Source organism: Nonomuraea sp. NPDC052116 (assembly GCF_040680035.1).
GTDB classification, from domain to species: Bacteria; Actinomycetota; Actinomycetes; order Streptosporangiales; family Streptosporangiaceae; genus Nonomuraea; species Nonomuraea angiospora_A.
In genome coordinates, this window is record NZ_JBFAWA010000006.1 from 292,580 (window position 1) to 319,191 (window position 26,612).

Consider the following 26,612-nt stretch of genomic DNA (forward strand, 5'->3'; position numbering starts at 1 on the left):
CGTTGACTTAACCAGCAGCCGGGCCTAGCATTCTTGTCACCGATCGATGACTTGAGGGGGCTCGGGAATGCGTACATACGTGATCACCGGCGGCACGGACGGCATGGGCAAGGGCCTGGGGCTGCATTTCCTGCGGCGCGGGGACAGCGTGATCGCCGTGGCCAGCGGGGAGGACAAGGGGCGTGCCTTCCTCGCCGAAGCGCACGGGCTCGGCGCCGAGGGCAGGGCCGTGTTTCTCCGGGCCGACCTGAGCACCGTCGCGGGCATGCGGCAGGTGGTCGAGGAGGTCAAGGCGACCGCAGAGGCCGTGGACGGGCTGGTGTTCGCGGCCCAGCGGTTCCGGCCCAAGCGCGAGGAGACGGCGGACGGGCTGGAGTTCACCTTCGCGCTCGCCTACCTGAGCCGGTTCGTCATCGGCCACGGCCTGATGGAGCACCTGGAACGCGCGCAGGCGCCCGTCGTGATGAACATCGCCGGACCCGGCGGACTGCCGGGCCGCGTCAACTGGGACGACCTGCAATGGCGCGAGGACTACACGGGGATGCGCGCGGCGATGCAGTCCTCGCGCTGCAACGACCTGCTGGGAGCCGGCTTCCCCGCTCGCTACCCGGCCGCCCGTACGCGTTATGTCCTCTACAACCCCGGCTTCGTGAACACGAGCATGGCCGACCCGCTGCCGCAGCCCAGGCGTGCCGTCACCAAGGCGCTCGCCCGGTTCTTCGCGATGCCGGTCGGCAAGGCGATCGTGCCGATCGCCGCACTGCTGGACGCCGCGCCCGAACCCGCGGTCACCGCCTACATGCGCGGCAAGCCGCTGCCGATGACCGGCAAGGACTTCGACCCGGACGCTGCGGCCCGCCTCGACCGCGTGACGACGGACCTGCTCGGACAGATCGCCGCAACTCGGTAACGCACCGCGGCGGCCCCGCGGCAAGCGCAAGGAGCAAGCTCACTGGAACCCCAGCGGCACCCGGCCGGACCCCATGCCTGATGTCACGCGAGCGGTGCCTCTTGTGATACTTTCGGCGGCGCCGTGCATCGCCGCGAACTCGAGGAGGTGAGACCGATCAACGCTGTGACAGGTCGGGGCTCCCTCCCACGCATGGTCTAGGGAGCGCCCGCAGAAGGCCTCCCGAAAGGCTTGAAACGCCATGCACTTCATCTCCCGGACGTCGTCGGACGGCGTCACCGAACAGCTCTTCACCCTCGGCGAGATCCCCGGCGTGCTGTGGACGCCGGAAGCCGCCCCGAGCACCCGTCCTCTAATCCTGATGGGACACGGTGGCGGGCAGCACAAGAAGGCACCGGGCATCCTGGCCCGCGCGCACGACTTCGTCACCGAGGGCGGGTTCGCGGTCGCCGCGATCGACGCGCCCAACCACGGCGAGCGGCCGAAGGGCGAGGAGTTCGGCCGGATCGCGACCGAGATGCGGGCCCGTGCGGCCGCCGGCGAGGACGCGACCGCGCAGGTCCTCGCCATGCACAGCCTCCTGGCCGGGCAGGCCGTCGCGGAATGGCAGGCGGTCCTGACCGCGCTCCAGCAGCTCGACCACGTCGGCACAGGTCCGGTCGGTTACTGGGGCATGTCGATGGGCTGCGGGCTCGGTGTCCCGTTCGTCGCCGCGGAACCCCGGGTCGGCGCCGCGGTGCTGGGCCTGCTCGGGGCGACCACGCTGGCCGGGACCGCGGCGCAGATCACCGTGCCGGTGCAGTTCCTGCTCCAGTGGGATGACGAGCGGGTGCCGCGGGCCGAGGGCCTGGCGTTGTTCGACGCCTTCGCTTCGGCCGAGAAGACGCTGCACGCGAATCCCGGCAAGCACGGAGATCTGCCGCGGTTCGAGACCGACAGCTCGTTGCGGTTCTTCGCCCGGCATCTGGGCTGACACCCGTCCGTAGTCGGCTGACGCGTCAGCCGACTACGAACGGAAGGCGCGGAGAACGGCGACAGACTGATGAAAGCGTGGCGAAAGACCCTCCCGCCAAACTGTGTGGGTGCATGGCTTGCGGCCGATATCTCGTATCGCCTTGGTGTCGCTCGGGGGTTTCACGCTGGGAGCGCTGGTGGCGTTCGGCGTACTCGCGGTCCAGGCCGCCGGCGTCGCCGACGCGGATTCTCGCGCCACGGCGAGGGCCGCGGCCACGGTGCAGTACATCGACTTCGACGACCGGGGCAATCCGGAGATGTTCTACCTGGACTGGTCCGACGGCAGGAACAGCCATCAGACGATGATCCAGGCCGACTCCGAACATTTCGTGCGGGGCTCGGTGCTGCCCATCCGCTACGACCCGGCCGAGCCCGGCGGTCTGGTGTTCCCCACCGGAGATGAGGACGTGCCCCCTCCCGGGGACATGCTCAGGCGGGCTCCGTTCGTCGTCGCGGGGGTCTACGGGCTCGGGCTCGTCCTGGTGCTGGCCCGGTTCCTGCTCAACCGGCACGCGGCGTCGGCGGCCGAGGTGCGGTGGCAGGTCCGGCCGCTGATCCTGGAGTACAGGACGAAGGGGGTCCGCTGGTTCAGCCCGTACCTGAAGCTCGTCCCCGAGCGCGGGGCGAGGCCGTACTACCAGCGTGTCCACTGGGATCCCGCCGTCGATGAGCGGGCGGAGGGGCTGAAGGCGCAGGTGCGGATCGGGGGAGGGCCGTTCAGGCGAGCGGTCGTGATCACCGGGGGCGGCACGCGGCTGTGGCCGGCGGGGCGGCTCCGGCGGCGCACGCCACGGGGCTGGGAGGAGTCCGACAGGCCGTTGGGGAAACCGTACTGGCACGGGCCGGGCTGGGTGCTGGTCGCGTCGATCACGGGGGTGACCGCCGCCGGGCTGCTCCGGCTCGACGCGCTGCTCTACCTGGTGCCGGTCCTGGCCCTGCTCGTGGGGCTGATCTGCCTCATGTGGGGCTGGTACGGAGGCCGGCCCCTGTATCGCTCACCCGGGTACGCGCCGGGAGTCGAGCCCAGGCCTGGGCCGCCGCAGAACCCGCGCGGATCGAGCCCCCGCCGCGGCCGCAGGAAGAAGACACCCCCGCAGAACAGGTGAAGACGCCGGCCGCACCCGCGCTCAGCGGAAGTCGTCCGCGTGGTCGACGGCCCATTCGGCGAATGTGCGCGCCGGGCGGCCGGTCACCTTCTCCACCGCCGTCGAGGTCTGCGCGGGTATGCCGTCGCGGGCCGCCCACTGCTTCATGATCACCTCGACGCCGACCGCCGGCGTCGTCCGGCCCATCTCCTCCCGCGCCTGCGCCTCCGACACCACCTCGACGGCGATCGCACGCCCGATCGCCTCCCCGATGTGCTCGACCTGCCGCCGCAACGTGAGCGACTCCACCCCGTACACGGTGTACGCCAGCCGCTCGTGCCCGGACTCCGTCAACGCCGTCACCGCGAGCGCCGCCAGGTCCTTCTCGTGGATGGGGGCGGTCTCGGCCTCCGGGTACGGCAGCCGCACCCCGCCCCCGCCCCGGATCGCCGCCTGCCACCACCACAGCGTGTTCGTCGCGAACATCCCCGGCCGGATGAACGTCCAGTCCAGCCCCGAGCCCTCCACGGCCGTCTCGACGACCTGGTGGTGCACGGCGATCGGGTTGTGTTCGGAGCCCTCGATCACGACCGCCGCCGACGACAGCAGCACCACCTGCCGCACCCCGGCCGACCGGGCCGCCTCGACGAAGCCCGCGACACCGTCCGGCTTGGCGTACACGAACACCTTCGTGGCGCCCTCCAGCGCGGCGGGCAACGTCTCGGGAAGGTCCAGATCGGCCGCCACGACCTCCGCGGAAGCGGGCAGGCCGCCTTTTTCCGGGTCCCTGCTCGTCACCCGCACCTGTTCGCCGGCCGCCAGCAGACCGGCGGCGACATGGCGCCCCACACTGCCCCGAGCCCCGAAGACCACCATCACCATCGCCGCAGAACCTCCCTAATCCTCGGCCTGGCCGAGAAGCCTGACCAGCTCACCGTGCAGGCGGCGGCGCACCTCGGGCGAGAGCGGTTCGTCGCCGAAGATGTCCCGGACGAACTGCGGCATCGTGATCGGCGCGAACACCACCGCATAGGCGACCAGCAGCGCGAACGCCGGATCGACCCGATCGGTGACCTCCCCGGCCGCCTGCCGCCCGCGCATCCGCTCCAGCGACTCGGCCATCCGGGCGCGTTGCGCCTGCGCGAACCGCTGTCCCTCCTCGGCGTCGGCGAACGGGCAGTCGCCCAGCGCCTGCCACACCACCAGCCGCGCCCATTCCGGGTCGTCGAGCGTGCGCTCCAGCTGGGCCCCGACCGACTCCGCGAACGAGACGGACGAGGCGTCGGACGCGGCCTCGTCCGCCTGCCGGCGCCGCCGCAGCTCCTCCAGCAGTCCCTGCTTGCCGCCGAAGTAGTAGGAGATCAGCTGCTGGTTGACGCCGGCGCGGGCGGCGATCCCGGCGGTGCGCGCGCCGGAATATCCCTTCTCGCCGAACTCGCTCACGGCGGCCCGCAGGATCCGCTCCCGCGTCAGCTCCGCCGCCTTGCCGCGCTCCTCAGGGCGCGGCGCCCTTCGTGCCGCCATGTGCAAGGACGGTAGAGCATCAATCGTTTGGTTGACAAGTGTCACCTAGATGATTGAGAGTCCGTAGGGACGAACCGCTTCATGGCCTCCTTGCCGTGCTCCACCGCCGCGTTCCCGCGTTCCAGCAGGTCGGCCTGGTATTCCGTCAGCGCCGACCGGAGGTCCCGCTCGCCCCGGTGGACCTCGGCCAGGAGGAGGCCGTGGCCGGCTTCCACGCGCTCATAGCGGCCCTGGCCGCGGCGGGCATCCCCGCGGACAGGACCGCCGTGGCCGTGGACACCGTCATGGCCTACGTGACCGGCTACACGGTCGAGGAGCAGGGCGGGAAGGCCGAGACCTGGCCCAGGGAGCAGCGCGACGCGGCCTTCCGCGCCTGATCCTCGCCGGCGTGCGCAGCCTCCGGTCCTTAGGGGGTCAGGCGGCGCGACAACCAGGCGAGGGCGAGCGGGTAGCGGTACTCGATGGCGCCGTGGCCGGCGTCGAAGAGCTCGAAGTAGACGTTCTCGTCCTTGACGCCCGCCGCCTCCAGCGCCCGCCGGAATGCCACCGCCCCGAAGTCCAGGAAGTACTCGTCCTTGCTCCCGGCGTCCACCCAGATCGCCCGCATCGAGCGCAGGGCCTCGGCGTGCCGCGGGGCCATCAGCACGGGATCCCAGGACAGCCAGCGCTCCCACACCTCCGGCACGACGGCGCCCGTGTCGTCGAAGGGCACGCGGACGGTCCCGTCGGGGTCCGCCGAGTAGGCGGCCGCGTACGCGTACATCTCCAGCAGCTCCAGGTCCCCCTCCTTGGTCCCGGCCAGGCGCCCGCGGAAGTCGGCGAGGAACGTGTCGTACGAGCCGTCGTACATGTCCCGCAGCCTGCGCGCCACCTCGGGGAACGACCCGCGCGAGCACACCTCGAACAACGCGTCGCCGGCGTGCGTGGCCAGCGCGCCGAACACGTCGGGCGCCAGCATCGCGGTGACCATGGCCCCGTAGCCGCCGCTCGACTTGCCGGTGACCGCCCGGTGGTCGCGGTCGGCGATCGTGCGGTAGCGGGCGTCCACCCACGGCACGACCTCGTCCCGCAGGTAGGAGTGGTAGCGCCCGGTGCCGGGGGAGTCGAGGAACTGGCTGCCGCCGAGCGAGGTCCACGCGTCCACGTACACGACGATCGCGGGCAGGGCCTCCCCTGAGGCGAAGGCGGCGTCCGCGAGCTCCGGGTACGGCTGGCGGAACGGAGCCCGGTTCAGCCACATGGCGACGTGGCCGGTGTAGCCGAGCAGCACGTAGATCGAGGGGTAGCGACGGGAGGGATCGTCGTCGTACCCGGGCGGGACGTACACCATGATCGGGCGCTCGTGCGGATCCCCCAGGGGGTTGCCGCGCAGCAGGGCGCTGTCGATGACGGCGTGGTCGAGACGGCCGGCCAGCTCGGCGGACCAGGGCAGCATGAAGAATCCTCTCAGCCGACGGACGAGGTCACCGTGTCGATGCCCGTCTGCGTGACGGATCGACCGGAGATCAGGACGAGTGTGAGATCGCGCAGGTCGGCCAGGCGTTCGAGCGGATCGCCCTTGACCGCGATCAGGTCGGCCCGCTTGCCCGCCTCCAGGCTGCCGGTCACCCCGCTCACCCCGCAGGCATCGGCGGCGCGCACGGTGGCCATCTCGATGATCTCCGCGTGGCCGAACCCGGCCTCCGCGAACACCTCCAGGCCGGCGACGTACCCGTCGGTCTCGTTGGCGATGCCGCCGTTGGTGAACCCGGCGTCGGTGCCCGCGACGAGCCGGATCCCGGCCTCCCGCATGGCGGCCACCGCGTTCAGCCAGGCATCGATCATCTCGGGGCCGTAGGTCTCGCGCATCCGCCAGAACACGCCGTGCACGGTGGGGCACACGTACGTGCCGCTGGCCGCGACGAGGTCGGCCAGCTCGGCGTCGTAGTCGTGCCCCGACGGGCCGAAGAACGTGCAGTGCTCCAGCGTCGTGACGCCCGCCTCGATGGAGCTGCGGATGGAGGCGTGCGCGTGGGCGTGGGCGGCCACGCCCTTGCCGCGCGAGGCGGCCTCCTCCACGACGACCCTGAGCTGCCCGGTGCCGTACTGCGGGACCCAGCTCGGTGGCGCGCCCGGCGTCATCAGGCCGCCGGAGGCCATCACCTTCAGGCAGTCGGCGCCCGCCCGGAGGTTCTCCCTGGCGACGCGGCGGATGGCGGGCTCGTCGTCGGCCTCGCCGCCCATGTACCAGCAGTGGCCGCCGGTGATCGTGATGGGCCTGGTGGCGGCCACGATGTGCGGGCCGACCGTGAGGCCCTCCTCGATCGCGTCGCGCAGGGCCAGGTCGAGGAAGCCGCGCGAGCCCAGGTCGCGGGCGGTGGTGACGCCGGCGGAGACGAGCTTGCGCGCGTTCTCGGCCATGCGTAACAGCAGGTGGTGGTCGCTCTCGGAGCTGCGCCGGGTCACCGGGTCCACCTTCGCGTCGAACCCCAGGTGCACGTGCGCGTCGATCAGCCCGGGCAGCACCGTGTGGCCCGGCAGGTCGAGGACCTCGGCGGCCTCGCCCCCGCTGCCGCGCGGCCCCACGGAGACGATCCGGTCGCCGTCGACGAGGACCTCGCCGTCGACGAGGACCTCGCCGTCGGCGATCACCTCTCCGGGCCGGCCGGTGAGCACTCTGGCGGCGCGAATGATCCTCATACCGCCAGCCTGCCACGCGCCTTAAGGCCACGAGAAGGAGATCTGAAGCGCGCCCTGCGACCTTTGAGCCATCGAACGAACCGGAAAGGACACGACGATGACCCAGACCGCCGAATACGAGATCAACTGCCTCTTCGACACCCCCCGCGAGCTGGTGTGGGCCGCCTGGACCGAGCCGGAGCGCTTCTCGCAGTGGTTCGGGCCGCGGATGCTCAGCACCCCGGTCGGCCGGATCACCCTGGACACCCGCCCCGGCGGCGTCTGGCGGGCCACGCTGGTGGGCGAGGAGGGGTTCGAGGCGACGCTGGACGGCACCTACCGCGAGGTGACGGAGCCGGAGCGGCTGGTGTTCACCACGGGCGACCCGGACAACCCGGGCGAGGGGCCAGCGTCGGTCGTCACGATCGACTTCACCGAGGCGGACGGCAAGACGGGGATGCGCTTCCACCAGTACGGCGTCAACACCGACCCCGCGCACGCCGAGCAGGCCAAGGCGGGCTGGACCGAGTTCTTCGACCGCCTGGCCGAGTACCTTGCCTAGCCCTCAGAGCAGGTCGGCCGCCTCGTCGAGCTTGCGGGTGGCGCCCTCCCGGTACGCGGCCGCGAAGGCCTCCTCGCCGAGCGCCTCGCGTACCCGCGCCGCCGCCCGCTCGACGTCGGCCCGTTCGGCCGCCCCCGCCGGGGTCTGGTTCCGCTCCCTGGCCGCGGCCGCCAGCCCCAGCAGCACGGCCGCCTTCTCGGTCGGCCCCGCGGCCGAGGCCGCGCCCTCCACGGCGAACGCCATCGTCCTGACGTCGCCCATCCTGCGGGCCGCGGCCAGCGCCTCCACGTGCAGCTCCATGGCCGCGGCCGGGTCCCCGCGCAGCTCCGTGAGGTAGCCCAGCTCGATCAGCGTGTCCGGCACGTACAAGGGGGGCTCGACGTCCGCGCCGCGCGGCACCCCTTCGAGCAGCCGGCGCAGGTGCGTCTCGGCCAGGTCCAGCCGCCCGGCCCGGCGCGCGGCGAAGGCGAGGCCCATCTCACCCATGATCGTGCCCTCCATGTAGCCCTGGCTCTGCGCCAGCTTCATGGCCCGCTCGCAGAACTCCATGGAGCGGTCGTAGTCGCCGGTCTGCATCGCGATCCAGCCCAGCCAGGCGATGCGCGTGGAGACCTCCGGCCACAGCCCCAGGTCCTCGGCCATCCGCAGCCCTTCGCCGAACAGCCGGGTGGCCCGCTCCGCGTCGGTCGCCATCTCGGCCAGCGACGCCAGCCAGGCCGTGGCCTGCAGCAGCCCCCACCGGTCGCCCAGTTCGGTGAACAGCCGCGCGCTCTCCTCGCCGGTCCGTTCGAGCGCCTCGATGTCCCGCGTCGTGAACGCGTCCCTGGCCTGCCTGGCGAGCGCCGCCGCGACGCCCCACCGGTCGCCGGTCTCCCTGAACGTGGGCAGCGCCCGGCCCACCAGCTTCTGCCCCGTCGGCATGTCCTTGACGTGCATGCTCACGAACAGCTCGGCCCTGGCCCGTTCGCCCGGGTCCTCGACCGCCGCCAGCACGGGCTCCCAGTCGACCTCCTCACCCAGCATGAGCGCGAACCCGGCCTCCCAGGCCGCCGCCCGCGCCCGGGCCGGGGAGGCAGGCCCATCGACGGACAGGGCCGCCGCCAGCGACCGCCGGCCCTCGGCCAGCCGGCCGCGCAGGAACCAGTACCAGGCCAGCGCGTTCACCAGCCGGGCCGCACTGTCGGCGTCCTTGCCGGCGACCGCCGTGTCGAGCGCCGCCCGCAGGTTGGCGGCCTCCGCGTCCAGGCGCAGCAGCCAGTCCCGCTGGTCATGCCCGTACAGCCCCGGCTCGGCCTGTACGGCCAGCGCCAGGTAGTGGCGCAGGTGCGCGAGGCGTACCCGGTCGAGCTCGCCCGCGTCGGACAGCTTGGCCCGGCAGTACTCCGACACCGACTCCAGCAGCCGGTACCGGACTCCGGCGGGGGCCTCGACGACGACCACGAGCGAGCGGTCGACCAGGCGCGCCAGCAGGTCGAGCACGTCGAGCGCGTCGAGCTCAGGGGCGTCGCAGACGGATTCGGCGGCCTCCAGCGTGCAGCCGTCGGCGTGCACGGCGAGGCGGCGCAGGACGCGGCGCTCGTCGTCGGACAGCAGGTCCCAGCTCCAGTCGATCACCGCGGTGAGCGTCTGCTGGCGGGCCGGCGCGCCCCGCTGCCCCGAGGCCAGCAGCTTGAACCGGTCGTCCAGCCTGCCCACCACGCCCTGGACGCCCAGCGCCCGCACCCGGGTCGCGGCCAGCTCCAGCGCCAGCGGGATGCCGTCGAGCCGCCGGCAGAGCTGCGCCACGGCCGCCGCGTTGCGCGCGTCGAGCGCGAACCCGCGCGCCGAGGCCGCGGCCCTGGTCACGAACAACCTGACCGCGTCCGAGCGCGCCATGACCGCCAGATCGGCGCTGCCTGGCACGTCGAGCGGCGGCACGCTCCACAGCACCTCGCCGGCCACGGCCAGCGGCTCCCTGCTCGTGGCCAGGATCCGCAGGTCGGGGCAGGCGCGTAGGAGCGCCTCGGCCAGCTCGGCGACCTGCTCGACCACGTGCTCGCAGTTGTCCAGGACCAGCAGCATCCGCCTGGCCCTGAGCGCCGCGCCGAGCTGCCGCTCCAGCGCCCGGTCCCCCTGGGAGGCCGGCTCCCCGGCGGGCGCGCCGGCGTCCTCGCGGATGTCCAGGGCGGCCAGCACGGCCTCGGCGGGGGAGCGGGACGCCTGGTCGAGCGCGACCAGGCAGGCCCCGTCCGCGAACCCGTCCACCAGCCGGTTCGCGGCCTCCAGCGCCAGCCGGGTCTTGCCGACCCCGCCGCTGCCGGTGAGCGTCACCAGCCGTTCGTCGCCCACCAGCGCGCACACCTCGGCCAGCGCCTCGTCCCGGCCGATGAGCTTGCTGACGGAGGCGGGCAGGTTCGTGACGGGGCGGTCGGCGGGCACGCTCAGGGCCGGGTCCTGCCCGAGTATCGCCTGGTGCAGGGCGACCAGCTCGGGTCCCGGGTCCAGGCCGAGCTCGTCGGCCAGCCGGTCCCGCAGCTCGCCGTACGAGGCCAGCGCCTCGCTCTGGCGTCCCGCGCGGTAGAGGGCCCGCATGTGGACGGCGCGCAGGCGTTCCCTGAGCGGATGCCTGGCCACCAGATCGCCCAGCTCGCCCACCAGCAGGCCGTGCTCGCCCAGCTCCAGCCGCGCCTCGGCATGCTGCTCCAGCGCGGACAGCCGCTGCTCCTCCAGGCGCAGGATGGCCGACCTGGTGTACTCCTCGTCGGCGAAGTCGGCGTACGCCGGCCCCCGCCACAGCGCCAGCGCGTCGGCCAGCAGCCCCGCCCTGGTCCGCGGGCTGTCGGTGGCCTCCGCCCGGGCCAGCAGGCCGGCGAAGCGCGCCGCGTCCACGGCCCCGTCCTCCTGGCGCAGCAGGTAGCCGGGGGCGCGGGAGACGACGAGGTTCTTGCCGCCGGGCTCGGCGTCCTCGAACGCCTTGCGCAGCTGCGAGACGCGCACCTGCAGCGCCCCGGCCGGATTGCCCGGCGGCTCGGCGCCCCACAGGTCGTCGACCAGCCGGTCCACGGACACGGGATGGCCCTCGTGGACGAGCAGGTCCACGAGCAGCGCCCGTACCTTGAGCCCGGGAACCGTGACGCTCTCGCCGGCATCCGTCCACACGGCCAGCGGACCCAGCACCCCAAAACGCATGGACGTCACCTTATGCGCGGCCTTAAGCCCACGAAAAGAACATCGGAAGCCCCTTACAGCACGGTGAAGGCAACTGAAAGGGGAACGAGATGAACACCACCACACTCGAGGGCACACTTCCCGGCACCCGCGCGGGCCGCCGGGAATGGACCGGGCTGGCCGTCCTGGCCTCCGTGGCCCTGCTGCTCTCGGTCGACGTCAGCGTGCTCTACCTGGCGCTGCCACACCTCAGCGCCGACCTCGGGGCCAGCGCGCCGCAGCAGCTCTGGATCATGGACGTCTACAGCTTCATGCTGGCCGGGTTCCTGGTCACCATGGGGACGCTGGGCGACCGGATCGGGCGGCGCCGGCTGCTGATGATCGGGGCGACGGCGTTCGGCGCGGCCTCGGTGGTGGCCGCGTACTCGGTGAGCGCCGAGATGCTGATCGTGGCCCGGGCGCTGCTCGGCATCGCGGGGGCGACGCTGATGCCGTCGTCGATGGCGCTGATCAGGAACATGTTCCAGGACGCCAGGCAGATGGGGACCGCGATCGGGCTCTGGTTCAGCTGCTTCATGCTGGGCATGGCGGCCGGGCCGATCGTGGGCGGGCTGCTGCTCGAGCACTTCTGGTGGGGGGCGGCCTTCCTGATGGGGGTGCCGTTCATGGTGGCGCTGCTGGTGGCCGGGCGGACGCTGCTGCCCGAGTACCGCGACCCGAACGCGGGCCGGCTCGACCTCGCCAGCGTCGCGCTGTCGCTCGCGACCATCCTGCCGGTCGTGTACGGGCTCAAGGAGATCGCGCGGAGCGGCTGGCACCCGGTGCCCGTGGCGGCGGTCGTGGCCGGGGCGGCGTTCGCCGTGGTGTTCGTACGGCGGCAGCGCCGGCTCGCCGACCCCCTGCTCGACCTGCGCCTGTTCGGCAACCGGGCCTTCGCGACCACGCTCGGGACCATGCTGCTCGGCGGCGTCGTGATGGCCGGGACGACGCTGATGACCACCCAGTACCTGCAGACCGTCGAGGCCATGTCCCCGCTGGAGGCGGGTCTCTGGCTCGTGCCGCAGAACCTCGCCATGATCGTCGCCCTGACGCTGGCCCCCGCCCTCGCCCGCCGCGTCGGCACCGCGTACGTCATGGCCGGCGGATTCGCCGTGGGCGCGGTCGGGCTGTTCCTGCACACGCAGGTGCCGAGCGCCGGCGGCACCGGGCTGGTCGTGACCGGGCTCGTCCTGGCCTCCGCGGGCATCGCGCTGCCGATGGGCGTGGGCAACGGCGTCATCATGACGGCCGCGCCGGCGGAGAAGGCCGGCTCCGCGGCCTCGCTGTCGGAGACGGGCGGTGAGTTCGGCGTCGCGGTGGGCGTGGCCGCGCTGGGCAGCCTCGGCAGCGCCGTCTACCGCGGGCAGCTCCCCGAGCACCTGCCGGTGGAGGCGGTCCGCGAGAGCATCACCGCCGCGGTGATCGCCGCCAAGGACCAGCCCGACCTGCTGGACCTGGCGCGGGCCGCGTTCACCACGGGGCTCAACACGGTGGCGATGGTCAGCGCGATCACCTTCGTCGGCCTGGCCGCCCTCACGCTCGCCATCCTCAGGCGCCACGCGGCATGACCCCCTGTACCGCGACTCACGCCGGACCGGCCCCCGAGGCCCGTCCGGCGTCGTCGCGTTCTGCGGTTTCCCGGCGATGGGCGACCAGCAGCAGCACGGCCGGCACCACCGCGAGCACGAAGGGCGACGGCTCGAACAGCGCGGCACCACCCAGCGCCCACACCCCTACCCCGATCCCGAGATAGGCAGGCGGCACCCGCCCCCGCCGCCCGAACCCCACCACCAGCGCCCCGATCAGCCCCAGCGGCACCGCGAAGCTCCCCCAGACCAGCCAGAACGCCCCCACGCCGGGCGCGAGCCGCGACAGGTCCTCCGGCCCCGGCGGGAAGAACCACATGCTCCCGCCGAACCAGCCCGGAATGTGCTCGGCGCTCAGCACGGCGGTGGCGACCAGGTGCACGCAGCCCAGGAACACCAGCATCCCGCCCGCCCGCCTTACGAGAACGGAAGTATCGGAACTCATAGTTCCGAATCGTATTACGGATCCGTCGGTTCCGTAATAAGCTGGCGCACATGAGACAGCCGGTGGGCCGCCCCAGGGACGGGCGCGTGGACGGGGCCATCGCCGCGGCGGCCCGCGAACTGCTGGCCGAGCAGGGATACGCACAGCTCACCGTGGACGCGGTGGCGGCACGGGCAGGCGTCGGAAAGGCCGCCATCTACCGCCGTCACCCCACCAAGCAGGCCATGATCTTCGCGGCCGTCATGCACGACCTGGAGCTGGAGACACCGCCCGACACCGGCTCCCTGGCCACCGACCTGGCCGCCGTCGCCCACGTCATCGCCACCACCCTGAGCACGCCGCCGCCCGGGGTCGTGCCGGGACTGCTGGCGGACGTGCACGCGGACGAGGGGATGGCCGCCGCGTTCGCGGGGACGTTCGTCAGGGCCGAGCGGGAGTGCGTGACCGAGGTGCTGGACCGGGCGGTGGCGCGCGGCGAACTGCCCTCCCGGCCGGATCCCGCGCGCGTCCACGCCATGCTCCTGGGATCGATCTTCGCCTGGCTCTTCCTCCTGCTCGAAGACCCCGCCCGGCTGGACACCCTGGCGAACACGCTGGCCTCCGACGTGGCCCGCCTCCTGACCGGAAAGGGCGACGGTCCGTGACAGCGGCCGCCGCGCCCGCCCGGGCCGGGCAGGCGCAGCGGCCGCGGTAGCTGTTCTACGCGATCGAGCCGGTCCAGGCCATTGTGGCGGCCCTGTAGATGACGCTCACCGCGCCGTCGAAGTACGGCGAGACGCCGGTGTCGTAGCGGCCGTCGCCATTGGTGTCGGCAACGCTGATCGTGATGCCGTTGAGGTAGCCGGCACGGTAGTCACTGCTGTACTTGTACAGCCAGGAAGAGCCGAGAGAGCCTTCACCGGTGAACGGCGACTCGACGCCGAGGAACAGGTCGTCGGGGAGGCCGGACAGCGTCATGGTGGAGATCGGCCCGGTGGACCATTCCAGGTTCTCGCCCGTGTAGGGTCGCCGTCCGTCAGGGTTGGGTCCGGCGGGGTAGCCGAAGACGTCCATCATGGAGTCCGTCGGCTGGTTCCAGGCGAAGCCCTGGCCGCCGACGTTGTCGACCAGCCTCCCGGTGTTGGTCAGCACGTCGGGGGAGGGCGAGACCACGCCGTTGTAGACGTTCACGAAGGCGAAGTCGCGGTCGTAGTTCTGGGACGTGGAGAAGTCGAAGTGGGCGAAGGACTGCTTCCCGACGTACAGGCCCCACGGGGTGGTGCCGGCGGTGTAGCCGGGGACGAAGACCCACTTGCCGAGTGTGGCGTCGGAGCGCTCGATGTCGTACACGCAGTGACCGGCCGTGGCGACGAGGTTGCGGTACTGCGACTGCAGTGCGGTGCCCGTGCACCAGTGCGGCTGCCCGTCACCACCGATGAAGAACACCTTGCCCGTGCTCGTGGGCATTTTGCCCTTCGGCTCGGCCGGGCCCGCCACCGGCGCGACCGAGCCGGGCTTGGTGTCCGGGGAGACAGGGATGGATACGCGTTCCCCCTGGACCTCGGTCTGTACGGCATAGGGGGTGGCGTTCTTCAGGTTGGCGGCTCCGTCGGCGAGCCAGAACCGCGCGATCTCCTGAGCGGCCGACACAGTGGCGAGAGGGGCCACCGTTATCTCGCCCTCGGCCTGCGCCGGGGTGGAGATGACGGTGGATCCCAGCAGGCTCAGGCCGATGCCTAACGTGGTCAGTGTGCGTCTCATGACTGATCTTTCCGTTCTTGTCGCAGATAAGGAGGATCTAAAGATCTCTCGATCCAAAACATCCGCATCACGCCACAAAACGGCACATTCGGTCAAGAAGCACAGAAAGTGACCTATCCAAGAATCGAACACGGTGTCGAATGGGGTGTGGTCGGCTCTCATACTGCGAAGATCCGCTCCAGGGCCGATCCGGCTCGGCGGTCACGCGGAGTGAAAGGTCCAGGTCGCCGCGACGGCTCGTCATCGCGTCCTTGATCCGATTCCCAGCGAACTTACAGCAAAGGACGCAGTCTGTAAGGTCGTGAGTGCTGCCGGGGTTCAGCCGGAGTGCGAGGAGGGCGGGGCCTTCCTGGCCGAGCCGCGGTAGCGGTCGGCGTCGTAGCGGCGGTCGTTGTCGTCCAGCTTGGCCTGGGCCGCCTCCACCAGGTCCACGCCCAGCACGTCGGCCAGCCGGACCAGGTAGAGGGTGACATCGCCCAGCTCGGTACGGATCCGGGCGAGCGCGTCGGGATCGGGCTGAGCGGACTCGTCGGCCGTGAGCCACTGGAACTCCGCCACCAGCTCCCCGACCTCGCCCGCCAGCGCCATCGTCAGGTTCTTGGGCGTGTGGAACTGCTCCCAGTCCCTGATCCTGGCGAACTCGCGCAGGCGTTCGGCAAGGCGTTCCAAGTCCGTCGTCACGTCGCACGACCCTACCCATCACCGCCGGTATGTTGCTGCTCGTGAATGGGGTCGAGCTGTTCCTGTTGGGCCGGACGCTGATGAAGATCGGCGAGGAGGCCATGCCGACCGAGGGCATCGGTGAGCACTCCACGAGCGTGCGCACGGTGCTGATCGTGGTGAGCGACCTGCGCGGACACCCCGACACCACCGTGGGTGAGATCGCCGCCCGGACCGGGCTGCCGCAGAGCGCCGTGTCGGCGGCCATCGCACGGCTGCGCTCCGTGGACGCGGTGATCGCCGAGACGGATCCCGCGGATCGGCGGCGCACGATCATCCGCGAGGCGCCTGGGGTGTCCGAACGGGTGACGCAGGTCAGGGACACCCCGATCGACGCCGCGCTGGGGGTCGCGCTGGGCACGGAGGACCCGCGGCGCGTGGCGGAGACCGTGGCGGTCCTGGAGGAACTGGCCGCCAAACTGATCCCCGGAATAATGCATCGAACTTGATGCATCAGATTTGATGGATTATCTTGGAGGCATGAACGCAGACATCTTGCGCATCCCGGGCGTCGACCTCTACTACGAGGTGCGCGGCAGCGGCCCGCTCCTGCTGATCTCGCAGAGCGGTGAGGGCGACGCCGGTCGCACCGTTGACCTGGTCGATCGGCTGGTGGACGCGTACACGGTGATCACGTACGACCGGCGCGGGCTCAGCCGCAGCACGGTCCCCGGCGCCGGCGTGAGCGTGCGCGAGCACGCCGACGACGTGCACCGGCTGCTGGCCCACCTCACCGACCAGCCCGTGATCATGGTGGGGCAGAGCCTGGGCGCCTCCATCGGGCTGCACCTGGCCGTCGAGCACCCCGAACAGCTCAGCCTGCTCATCGCGCACGAGCCCGTCTCGCCGTGGCTGCTGCCCGGGTCCGAACGGGCCGAACACCGCAAGGAGCTGGCCGAGCTCCAGTCGCTCTACCGCGAAGGCGGCCTGCCCGCGGCGATCGGCCAGGTGAAGCGGGTGCTCGGCATCACCGACGACGCCGAGACCGACCTGACCCCGCAGCCCATCACGCCGCAACGGCAGGCGAACTTCGACTTCTTCATCCGCCACGACTTCACCGCCGTCGTCGAGGACGAGCTCGACCTGAGCGAATGCCGTACCCGCATCGTGCCCGCGGCCGGGCACACCACCCCGCACCACGTCTTCGACCGCCGGTGCGCGGTCGAGCTGGCGGAGCTGCTGGGCACGGAGCTGGTGGAGTTCCCGGGCGGGCACAACGGCAACACCAGCCATCCCCGGGCGTACGCGGCCCGGCTCCGCGAGGTCCTCCAGACCGTCGGCTGAATCACCTCGCTCCGGTGGGTGTCGCCCCGAACCTGTACGCTTCCGCGCGTGTCCGAATTATCGGTTTCTGGCTATGAGATCAAGGGTGTTCTCGGCCAGGGCGGCTTCGGTGTCGTCTACCTCGCCGTGCAGTCGGCCGTGGGTCGCGAGGTCGCGCTCAAGGTCGACAACCGGGTGCTGCTGTCCGACCGCGACCGGCGCCGGTTCATGCGCGAGGTCACGGCCGCCGGGGCCCTGTCCGGTCACCCGCACGTCGTGGCCGTCTATGACGCGGGGCTGCTGCCCGACGGGCGGCCGTACATGGTGCTTGAGCTGTGTCCGGGCGGGTCGCTGTCCGGACGGAGGCTCTCGCCGGTCGAGGCGCGTGACGTGGGCGTACGGATCGCCGACGCGCTGGCCGCCGCGCACGCGCAGGGGGTGCTGCACCGGGACGTGAAGCCGGGCAACATCCTGGTCAACCGGTACGGCCAGGTGGCGCTGTCCGACTTCGGGCTGGCCACCATGCCCGCGTCCGGGCCCGAGGCGTCGGTGACGCGCGAGTCCCTGACGCCGTCGTACGCGCCGCCCGAGGCGTTCGAGCTGGCCGAGCCGACCCCGGCCGGTGACGTGTACGCGCTGGCCGCCACCGTCTACGCGCTGCTGAACGGCCGCCCGCCGCGCTTCCCCGAGAGTGGCGTGCCGAACCTGGCGATGATCCTGGCCCTGCACCGTCTGCCCGTTCCAGACATTCCCGGCGTGCCGCCCCAGTTGACCGCCGTGCTGCGCCAGGCGCTGGCCAGCGACCCGCGCGAGCGCACGCCCACCGCGGAGGCGTTCCGCGATGCCCTCGCCGCCGTCCCGCTCGGGCCCGCCCCGGCACCCTCCGGGGGACGGCACGCCGCGCCGCCGACCCCCTCCCAGCCGATGGGGCAGTATCCGAGTAACCCGGGGCCGCAGCCGATGATGGGTCCGCCGGTCACCGGTCCGCCGCCGGGCGGCCACGCGGACACCGTGCCACCCGCCCGGCGCGGTGCCTCGAGGGCGCTGGTCTCGATCGCCGCCGCTCTGGCCCTGGTGATCTCGATAGGCGTCGGCGTGGTCGTCTACACGTATGTCACCAGGGAGCCGGGTGGCAACCAGGCGTCGACTCCCAGCGCGTCGGCCTCCACGAGTGCCACGGAAGAGGCGAAGACCGTGTTCAAGGGGCTGAAGACGTACACGGAGAACTGCCCGGCGAGCAAGGTGCGCGGCGGTGAGGCGGCGTGCGTGCAGGAGTCGGAGTGCTGGGGCGGGCTGGTCATCATCTCCGGCGACACGAAGGCCAGGCGGGTCGGGTGCGAGGAACTGCACTCGTGGGAGACGTTCGCGGTCGTCCCGATCCCGTCGGACGCTGACACGTACGTGCAGCAGGACCTCGCCAAGCACCCCACGATCAAGCGGATCTGCAGCCGGGCGGTGCTCCTGGCCAGCAGGGTCGGCACGGCCAGGAACACCGGCGCGGCCGGCTGGATGGCGGACGTGATGCCGCCGTCGCAGGCGCAGTTCGAGAACGGCACGCGCTTCCTGCGCTGCATCGGCCGCCTGACCAGTCAGGAGCCGCGCCGGTCCTACTTCCACCGGGGAGCTTGACGCTTTCTCCACATTCGGCGGGCTCTGTCTGCACAAGCGACCCCTAGCCTCGGATCGTGCGGATTCCTTCCTGGGCTCTCCTGCTGTGGATGTCCGTGTCGTGCCTGGTGTTCGTCGCCCTGGCCCTGCACATGGGGTGGCTGTTCAGCGGGCTGCGGGTGCTCGCGCCGTTCGCGCTGATCGGCGCCCAGCTGATGTACGTCCTTCTCGCCACGCCGCCCTGACCGTCATGGTGGCGCGGCCTGCGGTGGCCAGGACGGCTAGGCTGCCCGAATGGACTTGAAGGATCGGGTACGCGAGCTGCGCGCCGAGGGCCGCTCCCCGAAGGAGATCGCCAAGGCGCTGAAGGTGTCGCCGTCCGTCGTGGCGCCGCTGGTGCGGGCCATCGCCTCGGAGGCCCCCACCGCCGAGCCCGAGGTGGTCGGGTGCTGGGTCAACGTCGGCTGGAGCGAGGGGCTCACCGTCGACCCGGCCCGCGGATGGGTGGACGAGGCCCCCGACGCGGGACTGGGCGGCCTGGTGTGCGTGCTGGTCGCGCGGCGGCACACCTGGGACAGGATGACGGTGGCCGGCTACCTCGCCGACGTCTACTGCCTCGGGGCGAAGAACGCGATCGGCCCCGACGTGCTCGACGACCGCGACCTGCGGCGCTTCCGCCAGTACTTCTTCGGCGAGTACGCGGGCTTCCAGGAGGCGCCGATCGAGCTGGCCCGGCACCTGGTGTTCGGGTCGGTCGACTACGCGCGGACGCTCGGGTTCGAGCCGCACGAGGACTTCGCTCCGGCGGCCGACGTGCTGGGCAAGTGGGAGGGGGACGCGGCGATCACGTTCGGCCGTGACGGCAGGCCCTTCTACGCGCAGGGGCCGGACGACGACCCGGCGAAGGTGCTGCGGACGCTGCGGCGCACGCTCTCCGACGAGGACTTCGACTACGTCACCGGAGGCCGGTGACGCGCATCGTGATGTTGAGGCGGCCGGAGGCCAGGCCGGTGGCGGGATCGCCGGTGCCCGGATGGACCTTCGGCACGCCGTGGTAGGCGAAGCGCGACGGCCCGCCGAACACGAACAGATCGCCTGAGGCGAGCTCGACGTCCGTGTACGGCCGGCCGCGCGTCTCGGTGTTGCCGAAGCGGAACAGGCACCGGTCGCCGATGCTCAGCGACACCACCGGGGCGTCGGACTTCTCGTCCTTGTCCTGGTGCATGCCCATCCGGGCCTGGCCGTCGTAGAAGTTGATCAGGGCGGTGTCGGGCTCGTACGTGTCGCCTGGTCGTCCGTACGCGTCGGCCAGGGCGCGCCGTCCCAGCTCGCCGAGCCACGCGGGGAACTCGGCCACCTGCCGGCCGTTCACGTCGTGGGCGACGCGCGTGTACCGGTACGGCTGCCAGTGCCACCCCACGCACACCGTCCGGACCGACATCACGCCGCCCCGGGGCAGCACGGTGTGCCGGATCGGCACGGGCCCCATGGCCCATCCGCGGCACGCCTCGACCAGGTGGCGCTGCTCGTCCAGCGTCAGCCAGCCGGGCACGTGTACCGCCCCCGGCGCGATCTCCCGCATCACGCTGTCTCCCGGCCCTTCCATGCCTGGTACGCCTCCGGCAAGCACCTCGAACACGGCCGGTACCCGGCCGCCACCGCGTCACCGGCGTCCGCGAAGAACACACGATGCCGGATATATCCCCCGCGAGCGATCGAGCGCAGCGCCGAGGGGCAGTCCAGCCGCCCGTACAGCCGGGCCCCTCGATGCCCGCCCAGCGTGCCGGGCACCGGACTCGCATACGGGCGGCCGTCGGCCCCCACCAGCGTGTACGTCATTTCGCGTCGTGGAAGACGAGCCCCAGCGTATGCCGCAGCCCGGACCGTACGGTGCTCACCCCGTGGCGCACGGGGGAGGCCGACCAGCCCCGCGAGGAGCGCACGGGCCGGTCGCGCGTGGTGAAGATCAGCCCGTGCCCCTGCGGCAACAGCGTCACCATCCCCCGCGACTGGGCCCGCGGCCGCTGCTCCACCAGCAGGAACTCGCCGCCCGTGTAGTCCTCGCCGGGCCGGTCCAGCCCGATCACGACCTGCAACGGGAACACCAGGTCGCCGTAGAGGTCGCGGTGCAGCGCGTTCCAGTCGTCCCGTCCGTACCGCAGCAGGATGGGCGTCGGCCTGGTCTGCCCCGCTCTGTGGCACATGTCCAGCCACTCGTCGAGGTCGTCCGGCCACGGCGCCGGCTGGCCCAGCTTTGCCGCCCAGTCGCGGGCGATCGGCAGCAGCCTCGGGTAGAACTCCGCCCGCAACTTCTCCACCAGCGGCGGGAACGGCCGGCTGAAGTAGCGGTACTGCCCGGCGCCGAACCGGTGCCGCTCCATGTCGATCGTGGACCGGAACAGCCCGATCTCGTCGTACAGGCCGGCGATTTCCTTGCACTCCTCGGGGGTGAGCACCGGCGGCGTCAGCGCGCACCCGTACGAGTTGACCTCTTCCGTCAGTTTCGCCCAGTCCATCTTGGTCTCCTCCGTCAGCTTCGCCGAGCTCATCCGCCGACGCTCCAGAGCTGCGGCTGCAGGGCGCCTTCGAGCGTGAGCAGCTCGTGCTTGCGCTCGAGGCCGCCCGCGTACCCGGTCAGCGAGCCGTCCGCCCCGACGACGCGGTGGCAGGGGCGGACGACGAGCAGCGGGTTCGCGCCGACGGCGGCGCCGACCGCGCGGATCCGGTCACGTGGCGCGCCCACCCGCGCGGCGAGCGCGCCGTAGGTCGTCGTGGTGCCGTACGGCAGCTCATCCAGGGCTGCCCACACCTGCTCCTGGAACGGGGTGCCGCGGGTGGCGAGCGGCAGGTCGAACGCGACCCTCTCGCCCGCGAAGTACTCGGCGAACTGCCGCTCGACCTCCTCGAACGCGGTCGGCTCCCACCGCAGACCAGCCCTTCCGCTTACGTCGAACGACACGCGCGTCAGCGCGGAGCCGTCGCCGATGAGCAGGATCGGGCCCAACGGGCTTTCGATGATGCTGTGGATGTCCATACCTTCTTCAACACCGCCGAGCCCTCAAAGGTCAGCGGTTTTCGGACATCACAGCACCCCGTCCTCATCCCCGCCCCTCAGCCTCCGCCCCGGCCCTCGGCCCCGCGCCTCAACCCCCGCCCCCTCGGCTTCCCCCGTCGCCACCGCCTCCGGCCGCGGCAGTCCCCGCCACCCGCGCACCGTCAGTCCCCGCCACCCGCACACCTCAGGCCGCATCCCAGCCAGTGGACGGTCACGCGATCATGGGCGTACGCTCGGTGACCATGGCCGAGTCGCGCGAGCACACCTTCACCGGCACCGCGGGCCTCAACACGGTCTGCGTATGGCCCCATGACCGGCCGCGCTACGTGGCCGTCCTGATCCACGGGTACGGCGAGCACATCGGCCGCTACGAGTACGTGGCGGACCGGCTCGTCCGCCACGGCGCCGCCGTCTACGGCCTCGACCACACGGGCCACGGCAAGTCGGCCGGCGACCGGGTGCACATCGCGGACTTCGAGGACGTGGTCACCGACGTCTACTCCGTAGAGGAGCAGGCCAGGGACGACCACCCCGGCGTCCCGGTCGTGGTGATCGGCCACTCGATGGGCGGCATGATCGCGGCCCGCTACGCTCAGCGCTACGGCGACGGCCTGGCGGCGCTCGTACTGTCAGGCCCGGTGATCGGCGACTGGGCGGTCGTCCCGACCCTCCTGGCCTACGAGGAGCCCCCGGACGTCCCGATCGACCCGGCGACCCTCTCCCGCGACCTCTCGGTGGGCGTCGCGTACGCCGCCGACCCGCTGGTGTGGCACGGCCCGTTCAAGCGCGCCACGCTGGAGGCGTTCGCCACGACGCTGGCCACGATCGCCAAGGGCGGCCGCCTCGGCCCCCTGCCCACGCTGTGGGTGCACGGGGCCGACGACGAGCTCGTCCCGCTGAGCGGGAGCCGTCCGGGGGTCGAGGCGATCAAGGGTACGGACCTGACCGAACGGATCTACGAGGGCGCCAGGCACGAGGTCTTCAACGAGACCAACAAGGCCGAGGTCCTGGACGACGTGACGGCCTTCATCGACCGGGCTATTTGACCGGCAGCCATACGTACCCTGAACCCCGCGTACGGGTGAGCTCGATCTTCCAGCAGCCCCGCTTCGGGAAGACGAACCCCGTACCCCACTCCTCGCCGGGTTTGTGCCAGCTCGACCCGCCATGCTCCTCGGGCCCCCAGGCGAGCCTGGCGGGCGTACCGTCGGGAAGCGTCGCCGTGACCCGCAGCGGCCCTTCACCGGTCATCCGCCACACGATCTTGATCTCTTCACCGCGCGCCAGCGGCGGACCCGCCACGAACAACAACCCCCACAGCTCCGCATCCCTCCCCACCCCCCGCACCTCCGGAAACCCTCCGCCGAGGAGCACCGAGGTCCCGTTGCACGCAGCCCTGGTAGCCGTCGGGCTTACGGCGCTCGGACTAACGGCGCTCGGACTAACGGCGCTCGGACTAACGGCGCTCGGACTTATGGGACTCAGGCTTACGGCGCTGGGGCTTTTGGGGCTCGGGCTTACGGCGCCTGGGCCCACGGCGCTGGGGCTTGCGGGACTTGGGCTTATGGAACTCGGGACGGACGACCGAGCCACGGGTGCGGGCACCTCGGCCGAACACCCAGCCGCGACCACCAACAGCGTCACCATCATCAACCACTTCATGCAACCTGTACTCCGGGCGATACCGGGAGGTTCCGGCTAGCAAGCCGGACTCGCCGGAAGCATGAGCGCCAGGAGCTTTGACGCGACCGCTCAGACCTTGCGCCAGCCGGGCACCCAGGCCCCGCCCTCCTCGACGGTGTAGTCGCCGAACAGAGCGGGGGCTTCCTGGCGCATGAGCTCGCCGATGCGCTGGAACAGCAGGCGAATCTCCTCCTCCGCGCCGGCGGCGGTGCGGGCCTCGATCGTGTGCCGCAGCGTGCGCACGTTCGCGGTCCACACCAGCCCGGTCGCCACACCCTCCGGGGCGAACCTGCGCATGAACGACGTTCGGTGCTTCTTCTCCGAGAACGGCACGCCCTCCTCATCGAGCCCGAAGTGCTCGCCCATCCACAGCTGGAACTGTTCGAGCTGCTCCAGCACCGCCGTGGCCCGCTTCATCAGCTCGTCGTCTTCCCGTGCCCATTCCGGGAACCAGAACGGCAGCTCGTCCAGCCGGACGAAACGCAGCGACTCCTGCGAGACGGCCACACCCGGGCGGTGCCGCACCAGCTCGTGGGTCAGCACCCGGCTGACGTTGTGGAGTACGAAGCTGAAGCTGACGTGCTCGAGGACCGAGCCGTGTGCGCTGGCCAGGATGTTGCGCAGGTAATCGTCCTGGTTCTCCCTGATCCTGACCACGTTGGGATTGAGGCCGGGCTCGAAGGAGCGGTAGCAGAGCCGACCGGCGAACTCGGCGAGGTTCTGCGCGTCGAGGTCGCCGCGATCGAGCCGCTCCAGCCAGCTCTCGCCGCCGACCTCGGCCAGGTAGCGGGCCAGCTCGTCGTAGTCCAGCGACGGACGGGAGACGATGAAGACCTCGGGTTCGACACTGCGCATGGAGAGCCCCCGCTCGGATCGACCGCTTTTGACGGCCCCAAGCCAACCAGCTCCTGCCACTCGGCGCGAGTCGACCGCCTCCTGGACGCTCCTTGCTCGGCGCGAGTCGACCGGCCCCCTGCACGCTCCTCGCGGGCATCCCACGTCCAAGGTCGGCAGGCACCATGCCTCGCGGCTTCGACGGTCAGCAGACGTCACGGCTTGCAGCTTCTGCCTCCCCGATCTCGCGACCGTTGAAGGCCTCGAGCCCGCCGGGGCGAACGCAGGCTGCTCCGGCTTCTATCGATGGGTCGCCGAGCCGTCCGCGGCCGCCTGCGCGAACGATCGTAGGGCGCGGACAGTGGCATCGGGGATGAGCAGCGCGTCGAGATCGGCCCGAGCGAGGACGTCGGGAAGCGGAAACATCCTGGTGAGGCCGACTGGGGCGAGGCCAGGCACGACCGCGCCGAACCGGCCGGCGAGGTCACCCAGGATCGCCCGTGCCCGTGCGGCGTCCGGCACCCCGGCACGCACGATGTCATGCACGCCGACTTCGAACGGATCCCACGAACCGCACGTCCTCGCAGAGTCGTCGAGAGCGAAGATGCGCCGGGCCCGGTGGACGTGGTGGATGAGCCCGTTGAGCCGGGGGAGATGGGCGACGAGCAGGAGGTCGGTCGGGGATCGCTCGGTGATCTCGATCATGCCGGGGTCGTGATCGATGAGGATGGTGCGCCGATAAGAGGTGCACGAGACCGCTTCGACGGTCGGTGTCGCGCGGGCGGCCAGGTGGCGCAGGGCGGCCGCGAAATCGAGTGACTTGTCGTGAGTGAGCCGGAGGACCAGCCCGCCGTCGGCCTGGAGGCGGTCGGTGACCCGCCGTCGGGCCCGCAGCTCACGCGGGGCGCCGCGGAAGGTGCCCATGAGGACTCGGTTGAGCTGCCGAACACTGCCGAAGCCCGCGGCGAAGGCGATGTCGGCTATGCGGAGGTCAGTGTCGTCGAGCAGCCGGCGGGCGAAGTGCGCGCGCCGGGAGCGGGCGAGCTGGTCGGGCGTGACCCCGGCATGCTGAAGAAACATGCGCCGCAGGTGACGTGGGGACACGCCGAGCCGACCGGCGAGATTGCTCTCTGTCGCGTCGTCCAGCGCTCCGTCGGCGATGAGTTCGACCCCGCGGCACACCAGTTCGGGCATGTCCGTGACGGTGGCCGGTTCCTGCCGGTACGGGCGGCACCGATGGCAGGCGCGGTACCCGGCCGCCTCCGCCGCGGCCGCGGACGGGTAGCGGGTGGTGTTCGCAGGGAGAGGGCGGCCCGGGCAGTCGTCCCGGCAGTAGATACCGGTGGTCAGGACGGCGCCGACTGCGTTCACGCTTCCAGCATGGCATCCACCGGCTCACCGGATCGGACGGATCCGGACAGGCTGCCAACGCTGGCCGAATGTGACCAGACCTGCTGATCAGGGCCCCGCGAGAATTCGGGCTCACCCATCTCCATAAGGACATTCCATGAGCGCCGAATCGAACAAGCAACTCGTCATCGACGCCTGGCGGATCTTCGCCACGCGTGATGCCGACCGGGTCCGCGCCGTCTTCGCCCTTGACGCGGAGTGGCTCGCCCCTGCCGACAACGCGACCTCCCGCGCCATCGATGGAACCCACCATCTCATCGGCCGGGACCGCATCGTGCGCTTCCTGACCGAGGAATTCTCCACGGTCTTCGTCGACAACGTGTCCATCGAGTTCGCCGGCTTCTACGCCGACGGGGACACCGTGATCGTTGAGATGCGACTGCAGGCCACCCTTGCCCACGGTGGCCACTACGACAACGAATACTGCTTCGTCTTCGAACTGGAGTCCGGCCTGGTCAAGCGGGTCCGCGAATACATGGACACACAACGCGGCGCGGCATGGTTCCACTCACCCACGATGTCGGACCGGCAGGACCAACGCGAAGCGACCACCACCCATCACTAGCCCAAAAGCCTCGGCTGGGGTCGGCGGTCATAACCCCAGGCCGGGCCACGACGGCCGCAACCCCAGGCTGGGGGCCGATGGCCGCAACCTCAGGCCGGGGTGCGACGGCGGCAACCTCAGGCTGGGGGCCGATGGCCGCAACCTCAGGCCGGGGCACGACGGCGGCAACCTCAGGCTGGGGGCCGATGGCCGTAACCCCAGGCCGGGGCACGACGGCGGCATCCCCACGTTGGGAGCGATGGCCGTAACCCCAGGGTGGCGGCCATAACCTCCAGGCTGGGGGCGACGGCTGTAACCGCAGGCACATCGCCTCCAGTTGCGGATCGAGGTACGCCTCGACCGCCCGCTGAGTGTGTGTATCCAGGTAACTGGCCCCCGCCGTCGTCAGTCGCCCGTCACACCCCCGCCTGCTCGCGGCAACCAGGCACCCGCGGACAGCCCGTCCTCCCTCTCCTGGTGGAAGGCCGCGAACCGGCCATCGGATCCGAAAGCGTCGCGTACGTTCCGCACGACGACCCGCATGCCGCGCCTGCCCGGCACGCGAGGGGTGCCCTTGGCGTCGAGCTCATGCTTGCCGTACGGAGTCCGTACGAGCACCACACGCAGCGGCCCCGCACCGCGCAGTCGATAGCGGCCACCGAACAGCACCACGCCATCGGGTATCGGAACGCTCAGCCGTGGGCGACCTCGATATTGGGCGTCGTGGCCTTGGGCAAACCGGGCAAACGGTCGAGCAGTCCGCTGAACAGGCCCAAGGCAGAACT

General features: G+C 71.4%; 30 protein-coding genes. 14 read left to right on the forward strand and 16 right to left on the reverse strand.

Annotated features, from left to right (window positions below):
• Positions 1–67 precede the first annotated feature (67 nt).
• From AB0L65_RS13940 to AB0L65_RS13950, 3 genes are all read left to right on the forward strand, one after another.
• Positions 68–910, forward strand: a complete 843-nt coding sequence (locus AB0L65_RS13940; RefSeq protein ID WP_364244473.1) for an SDR family NAD(P)-dependent oxidoreductase — start codon at positions 68–70, stop codon at positions 908–910.
• 241 nt (positions 911–1,151) lie between these two features.
• Positions 1,152–1,883: an alpha/beta hydrolase gene (locus AB0L65_RS13945; RefSeq protein WP_364244476.1), complete on the forward strand. Its 732-nt coding sequence runs from the start codon at positions 1,152–1,154 to the stop codon at positions 1,881–1,883.
• A gap of 145 nt (positions 1,884–2,028) precedes the next feature.
• Positions 2,029–3,030: a hypothetical protein gene (locus AB0L65_RS13950; protein WP_364244479.1), complete on the forward strand. Its 1,002-nt coding sequence runs from the start codon at positions 2,029–2,031 to the stop codon at positions 3,028–3,030.
• A 21-nt stretch (positions 3,031–3,051) separates the two neighbouring features.
• Here the strand turns inward: AB0L65_RS13950 and AB0L65_RS13955 are convergent, their stop codons facing one another.
• Entirely contained in the window at positions 3,052–3,891 is an 840-nt protein-coding gene (locus tag AB0L65_RS13955) for an NAD(P)H-binding protein (protein WP_364244482.1), read from the reverse strand.
• A 15-nt stretch (positions 3,892–3,906) separates the two neighbouring features.
• The gene (locus AB0L65_RS13960) at positions 3,907–4,533 is read right to left on the reverse strand and encodes a TetR family transcriptional regulator (protein ID WP_364244485.1); all 627 of its coding nucleotides are present in this window, start codon (positions 4,531–4,533) and stop codon (positions 3,907–3,909) included.
• A gap of 95 nt (positions 4,534–4,628) precedes the next feature.
• Between AB0L65_RS13960 and AB0L65_RS13965 the strand changes: the two genes are divergently transcribed.
• A complete protein-coding gene (locus AB0L65_RS13965) occupies positions 4,629–4,910 on the forward strand; it encodes a TetR/AcrR family transcriptional regulator C-terminal domain-containing protein (RefSeq protein WP_364244488.1) in 282 nt (93 codons plus the stop codon).
• A 29-nt stretch (positions 4,911–4,939) separates the two neighbouring features.
• Here the strand turns inward: AB0L65_RS13965 and AB0L65_RS13970 are convergent, their stop codons facing one another.
• Together AB0L65_RS13970 and AB0L65_RS13975 are read right to left on the reverse strand one after the other, a co-directional pair.
• The gene (locus AB0L65_RS13970) at positions 4,940–5,968 is read right to left on the reverse strand and encodes an alpha/beta hydrolase-fold protein (protein WP_363962710.1); all 1,029 of its coding nucleotides are present in this window, start codon (positions 5,966–5,968) and stop codon (positions 4,940–4,942) included.
• Between the two features lie 11 nt (positions 5,969–5,979).
• Positions 5,980–7,212, reverse strand: coding sequence for an amidohydrolase family protein (locus AB0L65_RS13975; protein WP_364244491.1), 1,233 nt, complete (start codon positions 7,210–7,212; stop codon positions 5,980–5,982).
• A 97-nt stretch (positions 7,213–7,309) separates the two neighbouring features.
• Between AB0L65_RS13975 and AB0L65_RS13980 the strand changes: the two genes are divergently transcribed.
• Positions 7,310–7,753, forward strand: a complete 444-nt coding sequence (locus AB0L65_RS13980) for an SRPBCC domain-containing protein (RefSeq protein ID WP_364244494.1) — start codon at positions 7,310–7,312, stop codon at positions 7,751–7,753.
• A 3-nt stretch (positions 7,754–7,756) separates the two neighbouring features.
• Here AB0L65_RS13980 and AB0L65_RS13985 read toward each other — a convergent pair whose 3' ends face one another.
• Positions 7,757–10,921, reverse strand: coding sequence for a BTAD domain-containing putative transcriptional regulator (locus AB0L65_RS13985; protein ID WP_364244496.1), 3,165 nt, complete (start codon positions 10,919–10,921; stop codon positions 7,757–7,759).
• 89 nt (positions 10,922–11,010) lie between these two features.
• Between AB0L65_RS13985 and AB0L65_RS13990 the strand changes: the two genes are divergently transcribed.
• The gene (locus AB0L65_RS13990) at positions 11,011–12,507 is read left to right on the forward strand and encodes an MFS transporter (protein ID WP_364244499.1); all 1,497 of its coding nucleotides are present in this window, start codon (positions 11,011–11,013) and stop codon (positions 12,505–12,507) included.
• 16 nt (positions 12,508–12,523) lie between these two features.
• Here AB0L65_RS13990 and AB0L65_RS13995 read toward each other — a convergent pair whose 3' ends face one another.
• Positions 12,524–12,970: a hypothetical protein gene (locus AB0L65_RS13995; protein WP_364244501.1), complete on the reverse strand. Its 447-nt coding sequence runs from the start codon at positions 12,968–12,970 to the stop codon at positions 12,524–12,526.
• 50 nt (positions 12,971–13,020) lie between these two features.
• Between AB0L65_RS13995 and AB0L65_RS14000 the strand changes: the two genes are divergently transcribed.
• Positions 13,021–13,614, forward strand: coding sequence for a TetR/AcrR family transcriptional regulator (locus AB0L65_RS14000; protein WP_364244504.1), 594 nt, complete (start codon positions 13,021–13,023; stop codon positions 13,612–13,614).
• 55 nt (positions 13,615–13,669) lie between these two features.
• Here the strand turns inward: AB0L65_RS14000 and AB0L65_RS14005 are convergent, their stop codons facing one another.
• Positions 13,670–14,710 (reverse strand): hypothetical protein, encoded by a 1,041-nt coding sequence (locus AB0L65_RS14005; RefSeq protein ID WP_364244507.1) that lies wholly within the window; start codon positions 14,708–14,710, stop codon positions 13,670–13,672.
• Positions 14,711–15,028: 318 nt separating this feature from the next.
• Positions 15,029–15,391, reverse strand: a complete 363-nt coding sequence (locus AB0L65_RS14010; RefSeq protein ID WP_364244510.1) for a nucleotide pyrophosphohydrolase — start codon at positions 15,389–15,391, stop codon at positions 15,029–15,031.
• 41 nt (positions 15,392–15,432) lie between these two features.
• Between AB0L65_RS14010 and AB0L65_RS14015 the strand changes: the two genes are divergently transcribed.
• Genes AB0L65_RS14015 through AB0L65_RS14035 form a run of 5 tightly spaced genes read left to right on the forward strand, consistent with a single transcriptional unit; the run spans position 15,433 to position 19,273 of the window.
• Positions 15,433–15,879: a helix-turn-helix domain-containing protein gene (locus AB0L65_RS14015; RefSeq protein ID WP_364244513.1), complete on the forward strand. Its 447-nt coding sequence runs from the start codon at positions 15,433–15,435 to the stop codon at positions 15,877–15,879.
• Positions 15,880–15,910: 31 nt separating this feature from the next.
• Complete coding sequence (locus AB0L65_RS14020; RefSeq protein WP_364244516.1) at positions 15,911–16,714, forward strand: alpha/beta hydrolase; 804 nt, start codon at positions 15,911–15,913, stop codon at positions 16,712–16,714.
• Between the two features lie 48 nt (positions 16,715–16,762).
• Complete coding sequence (locus AB0L65_RS14025; RefSeq protein WP_364244519.1) at positions 16,763–18,322, forward strand: serine/threonine-protein kinase; 1,560 nt, start codon at positions 16,763–16,765, stop codon at positions 18,320–18,322.
• Positions 18,323–18,378: 56 nt separating this feature from the next.
• The gene (locus AB0L65_RS14030) at positions 18,379–18,546 is read left to right on the forward strand and encodes a hypothetical protein (RefSeq protein WP_364244521.1); all 168 of its coding nucleotides are present in this window, start codon (positions 18,379–18,381) and stop codon (positions 18,544–18,546) included.
• Positions 18,547–18,595: 49 nt separating this feature from the next.
• Entirely contained in the window at positions 18,596–19,273 is a 678-nt protein-coding gene (locus AB0L65_RS14035; protein ID WP_364244524.1) for a helix-turn-helix domain-containing protein, read from the forward strand.
• Here the strand turns inward: AB0L65_RS14035 and AB0L65_RS14040 are convergent.
• From AB0L65_RS14040 to AB0L65_RS14055, 4 genes are read right to left on the reverse strand one after another with little or no spacing between them, the layout of a single operon-like run.
• On the reverse strand, positions 19,257–19,883 hold the full coding sequence (locus AB0L65_RS14040; protein ID WP_364244815.1) for an alpha-ketoglutarate-dependent dioxygenase AlkB: 627 nt from the start codon (positions 19,881–19,883) through the stop codon (positions 19,257–19,259). The genes AB0L65_RS14035 and AB0L65_RS14040 overlap by 17 nt on opposite strands.
• Positions 19,883–20,140 carry an Ada metal-binding domain-containing protein gene (locus AB0L65_RS14045; RefSeq protein WP_350729851.1) on the reverse strand — a complete coding sequence of 86 codons (258 nt, stop codon included), beginning with the start codon at positions 20,138–20,140 and terminating at the stop codon, positions 19,883–19,885. Before AB0L65_RS14045 ends, AB0L65_RS14040 begins: the two co-directional genes overlap by 1 nt.
• Positions 20,137–20,850 (reverse strand): 2OG-Fe(II) oxygenase, encoded by a 714-nt coding sequence (locus AB0L65_RS14050; protein ID WP_364244526.1) that lies wholly within the window; start codon positions 20,848–20,850, stop codon positions 20,137–20,139. Before AB0L65_RS14050 ends, AB0L65_RS14045 begins: the two co-directional genes overlap by 4 nt.
• Positions 20,847–21,335, reverse strand: a complete 489-nt coding sequence (locus AB0L65_RS14055) for a methylated-DNA--[protein]-cysteine S-methyltransferase (RefSeq protein WP_364244529.1) — start codon at positions 21,333–21,335, stop codon at positions 20,847–20,849. The genes AB0L65_RS14050 and AB0L65_RS14055 overlap by 4 nt, the downstream gene beginning before the upstream one ends.
• A gap of 242 nt (positions 21,336–21,577) precedes the next feature.
• On the opposite strand from AB0L65_RS14055, the gene AB0L65_RS14060 reads away from it, so the two are divergent.
• Positions 21,578–22,402, forward strand: coding sequence for a lysophospholipase (locus AB0L65_RS14060; protein WP_364244532.1), 825 nt, complete (start codon positions 21,578–21,580; stop codon positions 22,400–22,402).
• Here AB0L65_RS14060 and AB0L65_RS14065 read toward each other — a convergent pair.
• The 3 genes from AB0L65_RS14065 to AB0L65_RS14075 all read right to left on the reverse strand — a co-directional run bounded on the left by AB0L65_RS14065 (position 22,395) and on the right by AB0L65_RS14075 (position 25,244).
• Positions 22,395–22,694, reverse strand: a complete 300-nt coding sequence (locus AB0L65_RS14065; protein WP_364244534.1) for a hypothetical protein — start codon at positions 22,692–22,694, stop codon at positions 22,395–22,397. The two genes, AB0L65_RS14060 and AB0L65_RS14065, sit on opposite strands and share 8 nt — an antisense overlap.
• 414 nt (positions 22,695–23,108) lie before the next feature.
• Positions 23,109–23,894 carry an FAD-dependent thymidylate synthase gene (thyX, locus tag AB0L65_RS14070; protein ID WP_364244537.1) on the reverse strand — a complete coding sequence of 262 codons (786 nt, stop codon included), beginning with the start codon at positions 23,892–23,894 and terminating at the stop codon, positions 23,109–23,111.
• Positions 23,895–24,173: 279 nt separating this feature from the next.
• Entirely contained in the window at positions 24,174–25,244 is a 1,071-nt protein-coding gene (locus AB0L65_RS14075; RefSeq protein WP_364244540.1) for a helix-turn-helix domain-containing protein, read from the reverse strand.
• A 136-nt stretch (positions 25,245–25,380) separates the two neighbouring features.
• Between AB0L65_RS14075 and AB0L65_RS14080 the strand changes: the two genes are divergently transcribed.
• Positions 25,381–25,848 (forward strand): nuclear transport factor 2 family protein, encoded by a 468-nt coding sequence (locus tag AB0L65_RS14080; RefSeq protein ID WP_364244542.1) that lies wholly within the window; start codon positions 25,381–25,383, stop codon positions 25,846–25,848.
• A 384-nt stretch (positions 25,849–26,232) separates the two neighbouring features.
• Here the strand turns inward: AB0L65_RS14080 and AB0L65_RS14085 are convergent, their stop codons facing one another.
• The gene (locus tag AB0L65_RS14085) at positions 26,233–26,499 is read right to left on the reverse strand and encodes a CocE/NonD family hydrolase (protein WP_364244544.1); all 267 of its coding nucleotides are present in this window, start codon (positions 26,497–26,499) and stop codon (positions 26,233–26,235) included.
• Positions 26,500–26,612: the final 113 nt, after the last annotated feature.

Bases quoted from the DNA above. Each gene is read 5' to 3' on its own strand.
- AB0L65_RS14005 (WP_364244507.1), bottom strand. From the start codon at position 14,710: ATGAGACGCACACTGACCACGTTAGGCATCGGCCTGAGCCTGCTGGGA.
- AB0L65_RS13980 (WP_364244494.1), top strand. From the start codon at position 7,310: ATGACCCAGACCGCCGAATACGAGATCAACTGCCTCTTCGACACCCCC.
- AB0L65_RS14035 (WP_364244524.1), top strand. From the start codon at position 18,596: ATGGACTTGAAGGATCGGGTACGCGAGCTGCGCGCCGAGGGCCGCTCC.
- AB0L65_RS14000 (WP_364244504.1), top strand. From the start codon at position 13,021: ATGAGACAGCCGGTGGGCCGCCCCAGGGACGGGCGCGTGGACGGGGCC.
- AB0L65_RS13955 (WP_364244482.1), bottom strand. From the start codon at position 3,891: ATGGTGATGGTGGTCTTCGGGGCTCGGGGCAGTGTGGGGCGCCATGTC.
- AB0L65_RS14040 (WP_364244815.1), bottom strand. From the start codon at position 19,883: ATGCGGGAGATCGCGCCGGGGGCGGTACACGTGCCCGGCTGGCTGACG.
- AB0L65_RS13990 (WP_364244499.1), top strand. From the start codon at position 11,011: ATGAACACCACCACACTCGAGGGCACACTTCCCGGCACCCGCGCGGGC.
- AB0L65_RS13985 (WP_364244496.1), bottom strand. From the start codon at position 10,921: ATGCGTTTTGGGGTGCTGGGTCCGCTGGCCGTGTGGACGGATGCCGGC.
- AB0L65_RS14045 (WP_350729851.1), bottom strand. From the start codon at position 20,140: ATGACGTACACGCTGGTGGGGGCCGACGGCCGCCCGTATGCGAGTCCG.
- AB0L65_RS13945 (WP_364244476.1), top strand. From the start codon at position 1,152: ATGCACTTCATCTCCCGGACGTCGTCGGACGGCGTCACCGAACAGCTC.
- AB0L65_RS13960 (WP_364244485.1), bottom strand. From the start codon at position 4,533: ATGGCGGCACGAAGGGCGCCGCGCCCTGAGGAGCGCGGCAAGGCGGCG.
- AB0L65_RS14050 (WP_364244526.1), bottom strand. From the start codon at position 20,850: ATGAGCTCGGCGAAGCTGACGGAGGAGACCAAGATGGACTGGGCGAAA.
- AB0L65_RS14020 (WP_364244516.1), top strand. From the start codon at position 15,911: ATGAACGCAGACATCTTGCGCATCCCGGGCGTCGACCTCTACTACGAG.
- AB0L65_RS14060 (WP_364244532.1), top strand. From the start codon at position 21,578: ATGGGCGTACGCTCGGTGACCATGGCCGAGTCGCGCGAGCACACCTTC.
- AB0L65_RS13995 (WP_364244501.1), bottom strand. From the start codon at position 12,970: ATGAGTTCCGATACTTCCGTTCTCGTAAGGCGGGCGGGCGGGATGCTG.
- thyX (WP_364244537.1), bottom strand. From the start codon at position 23,894: ATGCGCAGTGTCGAACCCGAGGTCTTCATCGTCTCCCGTCCGTCGCTG.
- AB0L65_RS13975 (WP_364244491.1), bottom strand. From the start codon at position 7,212: ATGAGGATCATTCGCGCCGCCAGAGTGCTCACCGGCCGGCCCGGAGAG.
- AB0L65_RS13940 (WP_364244473.1), top strand. From the start codon at position 68: ATGCGTACATACGTGATCACCGGCGGCACGGACGGCATGGGCAAGGGC.
- AB0L65_RS14055 (WP_364244529.1), bottom strand. From the start codon at position 21,335: ATGGACATCCACAGCATCATCGAAAGCCCGTTGGGCCCGATCCTGCTC.
- AB0L65_RS14080 (WP_364244542.1), top strand. From the start codon at position 25,381: ATGAGCGCCGAATCGAACAAGCAACTCGTCATCGACGCCTGGCGGATC.
- AB0L65_RS13970 (WP_363962710.1), bottom strand. From the start codon at position 5,968: ATGCTGCCCTGGTCCGCCGAGCTGGCCGGCCGTCTCGACCACGCCGTC.